The 12,790-nt window shown below is 64.1% G+C and carries 11 protein-coding genes; 8 read left to right on the top strand and 3 right to left on the bottom strand.

The genetic code is table 11. The features are described 5' to 3' along the window. Positions 1 to 14: 14 nt before the first annotated feature. The 3 genes from dcd to AC1D1Y_RS05165 form a co-directional block, all read right to left on the bottom strand. Entirely contained in the window at positions 15 to 590 is a 576-nt protein-coding gene (dcd, locus tag AC1D1Y_RS05175; protein WP_436158004.1) for a dCTP deaminase, read from the bottom strand. A 117-nt stretch (positions 591 to 707) separates the two neighbouring features. Beyond that, on the bottom strand, positions 708 to 1,604 hold the full coding sequence (locus AC1D1Y_RS05170; protein WP_477681412.1) for a response regulator: 897 nt from the start codon (positions 1,602 to 1,604) through the stop codon (positions 708 to 710). After that, entirely contained in the window at positions 1,597 to 4,896 is a 3,300-nt protein-coding gene (locus tag AC1D1Y_RS05165; RefSeq protein WP_477681411.1) for a hybrid sensor histidine kinase/response regulator, read from the bottom strand. The genes AC1D1Y_RS05170 and AC1D1Y_RS05165 overlap by 8 nt, the downstream gene beginning before the upstream one ends. Before the next feature lie 202 nt (positions 4,897 to 5,098). On the opposite strand from AC1D1Y_RS05165, the gene urtA reads away from it, so the two are divergent. The 8 genes from urtA (at position 5,099) to AC1D1Y_RS05125 (ending at position 12,769) form a co-directional block, all read left to right on the top strand. After that, positions 5,099 to 6,361 carry an urea ABC transporter substrate-binding protein gene (gene urtA, locus AC1D1Y_RS05160; protein WP_477681410.1) on the top strand — a complete coding sequence of 421 codons (1,263 nt, stop codon included), beginning with the start codon at positions 5,099 to 5,101 and terminating at the stop codon, positions 6,359 to 6,361. A gap of 110 nt (positions 6,362 to 6,471) precedes the next feature. Beyond that, complete coding sequence (urtB, locus tag AC1D1Y_RS05155; RefSeq protein ID WP_477681409.1) at positions 6,472 to 7,386, top strand: urea ABC transporter permease subunit UrtB; 915 nt, start codon at positions 6,472 to 6,474, stop codon at positions 7,384 to 7,386. A 39-nt stretch (positions 7,387 to 7,425) separates the two neighbouring features. After that, a complete protein-coding gene (urtC, locus tag AC1D1Y_RS05150) occupies positions 7,426 to 8,613 on the top strand; it encodes an urea ABC transporter permease subunit UrtC (RefSeq protein ID WP_477681408.1) in 1,188 nt (395 codons plus the stop codon). Positions 8,614 to 8,644: 31 nt separating this feature from the next. Then, positions 8,645 to 9,388, top strand: a complete 744-nt coding sequence (gene urtD, locus AC1D1Y_RS05145; protein ID WP_436158030.1) for an urea ABC transporter ATP-binding protein UrtD — start codon at positions 8,645 to 8,647, stop codon at positions 9,386 to 9,388. An 11-nt stretch (positions 9,389 to 9,399) separates the two neighbouring features. Further along, on the top strand, positions 9,400 to 10,089 hold the full coding sequence (gene urtE, locus AC1D1Y_RS05140) for an urea ABC transporter ATP-binding subunit UrtE (RefSeq protein ID WP_477681407.1): 690 nt from the start codon (positions 9,400 to 9,402) through the stop codon (positions 10,087 to 10,089). 42 nt (positions 10,090 to 10,131) lie between these two features. Beyond that, the gene (fmdA, locus tag AC1D1Y_RS05135) at positions 10,132 to 11,361 is read left to right on the top strand and encodes a formamidase (protein WP_477681406.1); all 1,230 of its coding nucleotides are present in this window, start codon (positions 10,132 to 10,134) and stop codon (positions 11,359 to 11,361) included. A 17-nt stretch (positions 11,362 to 11,378) separates the two neighbouring features. Further along, a complete protein-coding gene (locus tag AC1D1Y_RS05130) occupies positions 11,379 to 11,720 on the top strand; it encodes a zinc ribbon domain-containing protein (RefSeq protein WP_477681405.1) in 342 nt (113 codons plus the stop codon). Between the two features lie 11 nt (positions 11,721 to 11,731). After that, entirely contained in the window at positions 11,732 to 12,769 is a 1,038-nt protein-coding gene (locus tag AC1D1Y_RS05125) for an aliphatic amidase (protein WP_477681404.1), read from the top strand. The last annotated feature ends 21 nt before the right edge of the window (positions 12,770 to 12,790 follow it).

The raw sequence follows: 12,790 nt of genomic DNA, 5'->3' as shown, positions 1-12,790 counted from the left end.
CCCCGGGAGAGCCGTCAGGCCTTCGGCAGCGTCACCCCAACCTGCCCCTGGTATTTCCCGCCGCGGTCCTTGTACGAGACTTCGCAGACGTCGTCCTTGTCGCTTTCAAAGAACAGCACCTGCGCGCAGCCTTCGCCCGCGTAAATCTTGGCGGGCAGCGGCGTGGTGTTGGAGAACTCCAGTGTCACGTAGCCTTCCCATTCGGGCTCAAACGGCGTGACGTTGACGATGATGCCGCAGCGGGCGTAGGTGCTTTTGCCCAGGCAGATGGTCAGCACGTTGCGCGGGATGCGGAAGTATTCGACGGTGCGGGCCAGCGCGAAGCTGTTGGGCGGGATGATGCAGCTGTCGCCGTGGAAGTCGACAAAACTTTTTTCGTCGAAGTTCTTCGGATCCACCACCGTGCTGTGGATATTGGTGAAGACCTTGAACTCGGGCGCGCAGCGGATGTCGTAGCCGTAGCTGCTGGTGCCGTAGCTGATGATCTTCTGGCCGCCGGCCGCGGCGCGTATCTGGCCGGGCTCGAAGGGCTCGATCATGCCGGTGGTTTCCGCCATGCGGCGTATCCATTTGTCGCTCTTGATGCTCATTCGGGGAAACTCCTCACTGTTCCCCGATTGTAGGCAAGCCGGGCGGCTGCCCAGGCCGGGGAGCCCTCACGCTATGGATTCAGGAGCATCCAACCCCCGCCCACCATGAGGAAGCCCTTAAAACACGTGTCCGGTCGCGAGTGCCGCGGCGGCCGCCCGGGTCTCGACCCCCAGCTTTTCAAAAATATGCTCCAGGTGCTTGTTTACCGTGCGGTGGCTCATGCCCAGGATGTCGCCGATGTCGCGATTCGTCTTGCCCTTGGCCAGCCAGGAGAGGACCTCGGTTTCACGCGGCGTCAGCGCGGCATTGGCCAGGCGCGAGGGCGAGGCAGAGTTCGCGCCGCGCTGCTCCAGCAGCAGCATGGTCTCGCCTATGCCGACCCGGCCCATGTTGCGCACCGACAGTTGCACGCCGGCCAGGGCCAGCAGCACCTCGCCGCTGTCGCCCTCCAGCGCCGGATAGACCGCATCCGGCAGGCGCCCCGGCTGCGCCCCGCCTTCCGCAGTCCGCAGCCACAGGGCCGCCTGCGGCGAGCGCCAGGCGACACGCCCGCGCGCATCGACCAGCACCACGCCGAAGCCGGCCACGTCCACGGCTTCGCGCGCCAACCGCGTCATGCGCGCATTGCGCGTATGGGTGTGCAGGCGTGCCACCACCTCCTGGGCGCGCAGCGGCTTGACGACGTAGTCGACGCCGCCGCAGGCAAAACCTTCGAGCACGTGCGGCGTCTCCGACAGGCCCGTCATGAAGATCACCGGGATGTGCGCCATGACGGGGTTGGCCTTGATCTGCCGGCAGGTGTCGAAGCCCGAGAGGCCGGGCATGACGGCGTCCAGCAGGATGGCGTCGGGCGCGACCAGTTCCAGGCGCTGCAAGGCCGAGTCGCCGTCGCGCGCCACCAGCACGGTATAGCCCTCGCCTTCCAGCGTGTCGCACAGCATGCCCAGGCTGCTGGGGGCGTCGTCCACCACCAGCACCACCGGTCGCTGTTGTTCTTCAGCGGCCTCAAGCATCGACACCCTCCGTCAAATGATCGAGCAGCAACTCCAGCTCGCATCGGCTCACAAAACCGCGCAGCCGCGCGCAACTGGCGGCCAGCGCCGGGTCTTCGGCCGCGACGCGATCCAGCAGGCGGTGCAGGCCGTGCACATGGCCCAGCTTTACCAGGCGTATCAACCCGGCCCGAGCCTCCTCGGGCAGGCCCAGCGAGCTTTCTCCTGCCACGCCGGCCGCCAGCGGCGCYGGCGAAACCACCGAAGTCACCCACTCCAGCCCCAGGTGGCGTTGCAAGGCGTCCATCAGCTCGGATTCGAGCACCGGCTTGCCGACAAAGGCCTGGCAGCCCGAGGCCTTCAGGCGCGAGGCCTGGTTCTCGAACACATTGGCCGACACCACGATGATGGGCACGCTGTCGTAGCCCCGGTGGCGTATCTGCAGCGCAGTTTCCCAGCCGTCCAGGTCGTCCATGCTGATGTCCAGCAGGATGGCGTCTGGCACGCCGTCCTTGAGGCTGTCTATGCACTCCAGGCCGCTGGCCGCCTCCTTGATGTCAAAGCCCAGCGGCGTGAGCATGCCGGCCAGCATCTGGCGCTGCACCGGCTGGTCGTCGACCACCAGCAGCGTGCGGCGCTTGCCGAAGAAGCCGGCGATCTGGTGCGGCGGGTCGGCCATCGGGCCGGGGTCGTCGATCTCGCGCAAATACAGGCGCACGCTGAAGGTGCTGCCCTTGTCGGGCTCGCTTTGGCGCGCCCCCGCGGCGCCGCGCTCAAAGGGCAGAAAGATGCGCTGCTGGTCCTGCGGCGCGATGCCTATGCCGGTGTCCACCACGTCGAAGCGGATCACCTCGCGCCGGCAGTCCACATGCAGCTTCACGCTGCCCGTGTCGGTGAACATCACCGCATTGCTCAGCAGGTTGATGATGATCTGTCGCAGCCGCTTGGCGTCGGCCTGCACCCAGGCCGGCATGCGGCCGCTGTGGGTGTAGAAAAAGTCCACGCCCTTGGCCTCAGCCTGCGGCCGCACCATGCTGACCAGGCCTTCGAGGAAGTCGGGCAACGGCACCGGAATCGGTTCCAGCCGCAACCGGCCGGCTTCGATGCGCGCCAGGTCCAGCAGGCCGTCGACGAGCTGCAGCAGGTGTTCGCCGCTGCGCTGTATGGTCTGCACGGCTTCGCGTGGCGTGCTGGCCAGCGCCTCGCTTTTCAGCAGGATTTGTGAATAGCCCAGGATACTGTTGAGCGGCGTGCGCAGCTCGTGCGTCATGCCGGCCACGTAGCGCGTCTTGGCCTGGTTGGCCGACTCGGCCACTTCCTTGGCGGTCTGCAGCGCCGCGTCGGTGCGCTGGTGCGCCTCGATCTCGCGCGACAGCAGCTGGTTCTGCCGGTTCGACTCGTCCTGCGCCATGCGCCGGCTTTCGCTGCCCAGCACCACCCACCAGCTGCAGACCGCGACGATCAGCAGCAGCATGGCGAACACTTTCACAAAGGCCGAGCGCAGCAGGCTAGAGAGATCACCCGAAGCCGGGAAGGTGGTCTCCTGCATGTAGACCATGCCCATCACCGTGGCCAGCAGCGCGCACAGCGAGAGCATCACCACCATGTAGTGGCCGACGCGGAAGTTGACGCGGCTCGACAGCGCGCTGGGCAGCAGCTTGCTCAAAAATTCCTCAGCCTGCTCGGCGGCGCGTGAGCGCGTCTTGCAGCGGTCGTGGCAGCGCGACTCCAGCGTGCAGCACAGCGAGCAGATGGGGGCGCCGTAGGCCGGGCAGCTGGCCATGTCTTCGGCCTCGAAGGCGTTCTCGCAAACGTGGCAGCGCACCCTCTGGCCGGGCACTCCCATGGCCTGCGGCTTGCGCGCGACGTAATAGCGCCCCTTGGTCAGCCAGGCCAGCAACGGCGACAGCACCAGTGCCAGGCCCAGCGCGATAAAAGGCGAAAAGGCCTCGGCCTTGGGGCCCATGGCGCCGGTATAGGCGAACACCGACACCACCGTCGCCAGCAGCATGGAGCCCAGGCCCACCGGGTTAATGTCGTACAGATGCGCGCGCTTGAACTCGATGCCCGGCGGGCTCAGGCCCAGCGGCTTGTTGATGACGAGGTCCGCCACCAACGCGCCCACCCAGGCAATCGCCACGTTGCTGTAAAGGCCCAGTACTTTTTCGAGCGCTGAGAACACGTCCAGCGTCATCAGCAGCAGCGCAATCGCGACGTTGAACACCAGCCACACCACACGCCCCGGGTGGCTGTGCGTGAGCCGCGCGAAAAAATTGGACCAGGCCAGCGAGCCGGCGTAGGCATTGGTCAGGTTGATCTTGAGCTGCGACACCACGACAAAGACCACGGTCGCGGCCAGTATCCAGGCCGGGTCGCTGAAGACGTAGGCGAAGCCGGCCAGGTACATCTGCGTGGGCTCCACCGCCTTGGCGGCCGGCAACTCGTGCTGCAGCACCAGGAAAGCCAGGAAGGCGCCGCCCAGCATTTTCAGCATGCCCAGGACTATCCAGCCCGGCCCGGCCATCAGCACCGCCGCCCACCAGCGCCGGCGATTCGCATGCGTCTTCTCGGGCAGGAAGCGCAGAAAGTCGACCTGCTCGCCGATCTGCACCACAAGCGAGAACGCCACGGTGGCCGCCGCACCAAACATGAGCGGGTCGAACTCGCTGCTGCCCGAGGTGCGGCCGGTGAGGCCCGTGAAGTCGGAAAACGCCTGCGGATTCTTCCAGAGCACCGCCAGGTAGGGCAATAACAACAGCACGCCCCACAGCGGCTGCGTCCACATCTGCAGGCGCGAGATCAGCGTGATGCCGCGAACCACCATGGGCACGATGACCACCGCACTGATCACGTAACACCAGGCGATGGGAATATCGAGGTACATCTGCAGCGCCAGCGCCATGATGGCCGCCTCCAGCGCGAAGAAGATGAAGGTGAAGCTCGCGTAGATCAGCGAGGTGATGGTCGAGCCCAGGTAGCCGAAGCCGGCGCCGCGCGTCAGCAGGTCCATGTCGACGCCGTAGCGCGCCGCGTAATAGCTGATGGGCAGGCCGGTGAAGAAGGTGATCAGCCCCACCACCAGGATGGCCCACAGCGCGTTGGTGAAGCCGTAGTTGAGCGCGATGGCGCCACCTATCGCCTCCAGCGCCAGGAAGGACATGGCGCCGAAAGCCGTGTTGCCCACGCGCCACTCCGACCACTTGCGAAAGCCGCGCGGCGTGTAGCGCAGCGCGTAGTCCTCGATGGATTCGTCGGCCACCCACGCGTTGTACTCGCGTCGAATACGGAAAATTTTCTGGGTGGCGATGGTCAAGGCGGTCTCCGTCAAACGGCCGTAGGGCTGCGGCAACGCACCCAAAGCGTTCCGCAAGAAGTGTGCCCGTTGCACCAAAAAGGGTGGCTACGTTGATTGACGTATAGGGATGCGCGCCCCTTGTGAACATGATTCACCTGACTTCAATGCAAGCCTTCACCTCTTCAACCACTCATCTTTTCATCAACCGCAGGAGCCCAGCATGTCCAACGACGATCGCGATCCATCTTCCTTCATCAACCGCCGCCGCCTCATGCAGGGCGTCGCCGCGGCCCTGCCGCTGGCCGGCCTGCCCGGCTGGGCGCAAGCCCAGCAATTTCCCACGGCCAAGGTCAACACCACCAAGCTGGCCGTCACCGACACCGAAGTGACCGTGGGCCAGTTGCACTCGGCCACCGGCACCATGGCGATTTCCGAGACGGGCTCCATCCAGGCCGAGCAGCTCGCCATCGACCAGATCAACGCCATGGGCGGCGTGCTGGGCCGCAAGATCAAGGTCATCAAGGAAGACGGCGCCTCCGACTGGCCGACCTTCGCCGAAAAATCCAAGAAGCTGCTGGTCAACGACAAGGTCGCCGCCGTCTTCGGCTGCTGGACCTCAGCCTCGCGCAAGGCCGTGCTGCCCATCTTCGAAAAAGAAAACGGCATGCTCTACTACCCGACCTTTTACGAAGGCCTGGAGCAGAGCAAGAACGTGATCTACACCGGCCAGGAAGCCACGCAACAGATCCTCTACGGCCTGGACTGGGCTTCGAAAGAAAAGAAAGCCAAGACCTTCTTCCTGGTCGGCTCCGACTACATCTGGCCGCGCACCTCGATGAAGATAGGCCGCAAGCACATCGAAACCCACCTGACCGGCAGCAAGGTCGTCGGCGAAGAGTACTACCCGCTGGGCCACACCAACTTCAACTCGCTGATCAACAAGATCAAGGTCGCCAAACCCGACTGCATCTTCATCGCGGTGGTCGGCGGCTCCAACGTGGCCTTCTACAAGCAGCTGAAAGCGGCCGGCGTCACCGCCGCCAAGCAGTTCCTGCTGACCATCTCTGTCACGGAGGACGAAGTGCTCGGTATTGGCGGCGAAAACATGAACGGCTTCTACGCCTCCATGAAGTACTTCCAGTCGCTGGACAACCCCAACAACAAGGCTTTTGTGACGGCCTTCAAGGCCAAGTACGGCAAGGACGCGGTGATCGGCGACGTGACGCAGGCCGGCTACCTCGGCCCCTGGCTGTGGAAGGCCACGGTCGAAAAAGCCGGCAGCTTCGACGTCGACAAGATCGCCGCGGCTTCCACCGGCATCGAGCTCAAGACCGCGCCCGAAGGCTACGTGAAGCTGCATGAAAACCACCACCTGTGGAGCAAGGCCCGCATCGGCCAGGCGCAGGCCGACGGCCAGTTCAAGGTGGTTGCCGAGTCGCCGGCCCTGATCGAACCGAATCCCTTCCCCAAGGGCTACCAATAAGTGTGAGCGCCCCTACCGGTTCACTCCGCCATGCGGCGGGGTGAGCCGGCAGGGGCTTTCTTGACTGAGGTATTGCCTTTTTGATTGACCCGCCGCACCGGAGCCTCACCATGAACCTTTCCGAAATGCTCAACATCGGCCTGATGCAAGGCTTTGCCGGGCTCAGCCTGTTTTCCGTGCTGCTGCTCATGGGCCTGGGCCTGGCCATCATCTTCGGCCAGATGGGCGTCATCAACATGGCGCACGGCGAGTTCATGACCATAGGCGCTTACACCATCTACCTGTTTTCGCACCTGTCGGAGGCCTACGCGCCCGGCTTTGTGCAAGCCTACTTTCCGTTTGCCATCGCGGCAGCCTTCATCTTCGCCTTCGCCGCCGGCTGGCTGGCTGAATGGGCCTTCATACGCCACCTTTACAAGCGCCCGCTGGACACGCTGCTGGCCACCTGGGGCCTGTCGCTGGGCATGCAGCAGATCTTCCGCACCACCTTCGGCGCCAAGGAAGTCAGCCCCACCCTGCCCGACTGGCTCATGGGCTCCTGGGCGCCGGCGCCCGGCCTGGACATTCCGATCAACGGCCTGTTCGTGATGGCGCTCACGCTGGTGGTGACCTGCGGCGTGCTGGTCGCGCTGCACAAGTCGCGCTGGGGCCTGCGCGTGCGCGCCACCGTCGCCAACCGCGTGATGGCCAACGCCACCGGCATCAACACCAAAAAGACCGACCGCCTGACCTTTGCCATCGGCTGCGGCATCGCCGGCGTGGCCGGCGCGGCCTTCACCACCATCGGTTCCACCGGCCCCACCAGCGGCTCGCTCTACATCGTTGACGCCTTCCTGGTCGTCACCTTCGGCGGCGCGGCCAGCCTGCTGGGCACCGTGGTCTCGGCCTTCGGCATCGCGCAGACCCAGTCCATCGCCGAGTTCTTCATGACCGGCTCCATGGCCAAGGTGCTGACGCTGATGGCCATCGTGACCATCCTGATGCTGCGCCCGCAAGGCTTGTTCGCTTCCAAGGTACGGCGCTGAGCTTTCACCTTATTCCCATCTAGACAACCGGAGTTTTTCATGAACAGCCTCAAGCAATGGATAGTGCGCAACGGCCTGGGCAACGTCGCCCTGCTGGCCCTGGTGCTGCTGGTGGCCTTTCCGCTCGCGCTGGATTTGTTTCGCCTCAACCTCGTGGGCAAATACCTCAGCTATGCCTTCGTCGCGCTGGGCCTGGTGATGCTGTGGGGTTATGGCGGCGTGCTGAGCCTGGGCCAGGGTGTGTTCTTCGGCCTGGGCGGCTACGGCATGGCGATGTTTTTGAAGCTTGAGGCCAGCGACCCCATCACCACCAAGATCCAGTCCACGCCCGGCATTCCCGACTTCATGGACTGGAACCAGATCACCGCGCTGCCGATCTGGTGGAAGCCTTTTCAATCCTTCCCGCTAACCTTGCTGCTGATCCTGGTGGTGCCCACGCTGCTGGCCTTCATCATCGGCTACGCCATGTTCAAGCGGCGCGTGGGCGGCGTCTACTTCGCCATCATCACGCAGGCCGTGGCGCTGATCCTCACGGTGCTCATCATCGGCCAGCAGGGCTACACCGGCGGCGTCAACGGCATGACCGACCTCAAGACCATCCTCGGCTGGGACACGCGCACCGACAGCGCCAAGTACATCCTCTACTTTGTCACCGTGGGCTTGCTGCTGGGCGCCATCGTGCTGTGCACCTGGATACAGAAGAGCAAGCTGGGCACGCTGCTGCTGGCCATGCGCGACAAGGAGGACCGCGTGCGGTTCTCGGGTTACGACGTGGCCATGTTCCGGGTCTTCGCCTTCTGCTTCGCGGCCATGCTGTCGGCCGTGGGCGGTGCGATGTTCACCCTGCAGGTCGGCTTTATGTCGCCCTCGCTGGTCGGCATCGTTCCCTCGATTGAGATGGTAATTTTCGCCGCCGTCGGCGGGCGCATGTCGCTGGTGGGCGCGGTCTACGGTGCGCTGCTGGTGAACTTCGGCAAGACCTATTTTTCCGAGAGCTTTCCGGACCTCTGGCTGTTCCTGATGGCCGGCATGTTCCTGGGCGTGGTGCTGGCCTTCCCCGACGGCCTGGCCGGTGTCTACACGCAGCGCGTCAAGCCCTGGCTGGCCAGGCGTTTCGCGCGCCGCGAGAAAGTTGCCCCGCCTGCCGCTCCTCCGACGGCGCCGCCGGCAGTGACGACGCATGAAACGCACACGCTGCCCGCCGGCTTGACTGGCCAGCAGACCTGACACAAAGGACGCCACCATGATCGCTCCCGCCATGACCCCCAAGGACTTTGTGCTGTCGGTCGAAGACCTGACGGTCTCCTTCGACGGCTTCAAGGCCATCGACAGCCTGAACCTTTACGTCGACCAGAACGAGCTGCGCGTGATCATAGGACCCAACGGTGCCGGCAAGACCACGCTGCTGGACCTGATCTGCGGCAAGACCCGCGCCAGCCACGGCCGCATCAAGTTCAAGAACGCCGAGATGACCAAGCTGCCCGAATACCAGATCGTGCGCTCCGGCATAGGCCGCAAGTTCCAGACGCCGTCCATCTACGAAAACCTCAGCGTGTTCCAGAACCTGGAAGTGTCCTTCCCGCGCGGGCGCGGTGTGTTCGGTGCGCTGTTCTTCAAGCGCAGCGAAGAAGTCAAGGCCCGCGTGCAGGCCGTGGCGGCCGAGATCGGCCTGGACGGCCAGGTGGACACCGAAGCCGGCTTGCTCTCGCATGGGCAAAAGCAGTGGCTGGAGATCGGCATGCTGCTGATGCAGGATCCGGAACTGCTGATGCTGGACGAACCCATCGCCGGCATGAGCGTGCGCGAGCGCGAACTGACGGCCGAGCTGCTCAAACGCATCTGCAAGGGCCGCGCCATGATCGTCATCGAGCACGACATGGAGTTCGTCAAGCGCATCGCCGACAAGGTGACCGTCATGCACCAGGGAAAGATCCTGGCCGAGGGATCGATGGAAAAAGTGCAGGCCGATCCGCGCGTGATCGACGTGTACCTGGGCCACTAAGGAGAACACCTATGCTCAATGTCAACAACCTCCACGTCAGCTACGGCCAGAGCGAGGCGCTGCACGGCATCAGCTTCAGCGCCAAGAAGAATGAAACCGTGGCCATCATGGGCCGCAACGGCATGGGCAAGACCACGCTGTTCAAGTCGCTGATCGGCATCTTGCCGCTCAAGTCCGGGACGATTGAAGTCGACGGGCTGGACATCTCGAAAGACGAAAGCTACCAGCGCGTCGCCAAGGGCGTGGCCTATGTGCCGCAAGGCCGCATGATTTTCCCGACGCTGACGGTGCAGGAGAACATCCTGACCGGCCTGGAAAACGCCAAACACAAGCAGATCCCGGACGAGATCTACGCACTGTTCCCGGTGCTCTTCGACATGCGCGGCCGCAAGGGCGGCAACCTGTCGGGCGGCCAGCAGCAGCAGCTGGCGATTGCCCGCGCGCTGGTGACCAACCCCAAGGTGCTGCTGCTGGACGAGCCGACCGAGGGCATACAGCCCTCCATCATCAAAGACATCGCCAAAGCCCTGAACGAAATTCGCAAGATGCGCGAAATCACCATCGTGGTCTCCGAGCAGGTGCTGAGCTTCGCGATGGACGTGGCCGACCGGCTGTTTGTCATCGAGGGCGGGCAGCTGGTGCATGAAAGCACACGCGCCGGCACCGACACGGCGCGCATCAAGCAGTTTCTTTCCGTCTGATTTTTCTTTTTCTTTTTATTCATCACCACCAGGAGATATGGCATGACCGACACGCTGATCAAGGTTGACCTGACGAAGTCACCCACCCTCAACGAAAACATCCACAATCGCTGGCACCCGGACATCCCCATGGCCTGCTGGGTCAACCCGGGCGATGATTTCATCCTGGAAACCTTCGACTGGACCGGCGGCTTCATCAAGAACAACGACAGCGCCGACGACGTGCGCGACATCGACCTGAGCACCGTGCACTACCTCTCGGGCCCGGTCGGCGTCAAGGGCGCCGAGCCCGGCGACCTGCTGGTGGTCGACCTGCTGGACATAGGCGCCAAGCAGGACAGCCTCTGGGGTTTCAACGGCTTCTTCAGCAAGAAGAACGGCGGCGGCTTTTTGACCGACCATTTCCCCGAAGCGCAGAAATCGATCTGGGACTTCAAGGGCATGTTCACGAGCTCGCGCCACGTGCCGGGCGTGAACTTCGCCGGCCTGATCCATCCCGGCCTGATCGGCTGCCTGCCCGACAAGGCCATGCTGGACATGTGGAACACGCGCGAGCAGGCGCTGATCGACAGCGACCCGACACGCACCGGCCTGGCCAACCCGCCTTCGGCCGGCACGGCCCACATGGGCAAGATGACGGGCGCCGCGCGCGACAAGGCAGCGGCCGAGGGCGCGCGCACCGTGCCGCCGCGCGAGCACGGCGGCAACTGCGACATCAAGGATTTGTCGCGCGGCTCCAAGGTCTTCTTCCCGGTCTACGTCGACGGCGCGGGCCTGTCGGTGGGCGACCTGCACTTCAGCCAGGGCGACGGCGAAATCACCTTCTGCGGCGCCATCGAGATGGCCGGCTGGGTGCACATGAAGGTCACGCTGATCAAGGGCGGCATGGCCAAGTACGGCATCAAGAACCCGATCTTCAAGCCCAGCGTCATCACACCGCGCTACGACGACTATTTGATCTTTGAAGGCATCTCGGTCGACGAGGCCGGCAAGCAGTACTACCTCGACGTGAACGTCGCCTACCGCCAGGCCTGCCTGAACGCCATCGAGTACCTGAAGAAGTTCGGCTACTCGGGCGCGCAGGCCTATTCCATCCTGGGCACGGCGCCGGTGCAGGGCCACATCAGCGGCGTGGTCGACGTGCCGAACTCCTGCGCCACGCTGTGGCTGCCGACCGGCATCTTCGACTTCGACATCAACCCGAACGCATCCGGGCCGATCAAGCACATCGACGGCAAGATCAGCATGCCGCTGTCGCACGACCTGCCCTGACACGGGAGACAAGCGCCATGCCCACCTACGACTACGACTGCCCGCAATGCGGCAGCTTCGACGCACTGCGCTCGGTCTCCATGCGCAACCAGGCGGCCGCCTGCCCGGCCTGCGGCAGCCCTTCCGCGCGAATCCTGTCCGTCGCGCCTTCGCTGGCACTGATGGAGGACGGCACACGCCGCGCGATGGACACCAACGAGCGCGCCCGGCATGAGCCCAAGCGATCCGGCGACTACGCGCGGCTCAAACACCCGGCCGGTTGCGGTTGCTGCTCCAGCGGCAAACGCGGCGCCACGCTGACCGCGCCCAACGGCAACAAGGCCTTTCCGAGCAAGCGCCCCTGGATGATCAGTCACTGAAGGAACACCCCATGATTCACGGCGACATTTCAAGCAGCAAGGACACCGTTGGCGTGGCGGTGGTCAACTACAAGATGCCCAGGCTTCACACCAAGGCCGAGGTGGTCGAGAACGCGAACAACATCGCGCGCATGCTCGAAGGCATGAAGAAGGGCCTGCCGGGCCTGGACCTGGTGATCTTCCCCGAGTACAGCACCCACGGCATCATGTACGACAGCAAGGAGATGCACGAGAACGCAGCCACGGTGCCGGGCTTTGAGACCGAGATCTTCGCGGCCGCCTGCCGGCGCGCCAAGGTCTGGGGCGTGTTCTCGCTGACCGGGGAACGGCACGAAGAGCACCCGCGCAAGGCGCCCTACAACACGCTGATCCTGATGAACGACCAGGGCGAGATCGTGCAGAAGTACCGCAAGATCATGCCCTGGGTGCCGATTGAAGGCTGGTACCCCGGCGACCGCACCTATGTGAGCGACGGCCCCAAGGGTATGAAGATCAGCCTGATCATCTGCGACGACGGCAACTACCCCGAGATCTGGCGCGACTGCGCGATGAAAGGCGCCGAACTTATCGTGCGCTGCCAGGGTTATATGTACCCGGCCAAGGAGCAGCAGATTTTGATCTCCAAGGCCATGGCCTTTGCTAACAACACCTATGTGGCGGTGGCCAATGCCTCGGGTTTTGACGGCGTGTATTCCTATTTCGGCCACTCGGCGCTGATAGGCTTTGACGGCCGCACGCTGGGCGAATGCGGCGAAGAGGAAATGGGCGTGCAGTACGCGGCGCTGTCCAAGAGCCTGATCCGCGACTTCCGCCGCAACGGCCAATCGGAGAACCACCTGTTCAAGCTGCTGCACCGCGGCTACACCGGCATGATCAATTCGGGCGACGGTGACAAGGGAACACCGAACTGCCCCTTCAGCTTCTACGCCGACTGGCTGCGCGACCCCGAGGCCGCGCGCCAGCAGGTGGAGTCGTTCACGCGGACGACCATTGGGACGGATGAGGCGCCCATGGAGGGGATTCCGAACCAGAGCAGCGTGACGGCCTGAACGGGTTTTATCCCCTCTCCC

The sequence above is a fragment of the Polaromonas sp. P1_G1 genome (assembly GCF_056405595.1).
The sequence above is the reverse complement of the archived record's forward strand: the minus strand, read 5'-3'. Positions and strand labels throughout refer to the sequence as shown.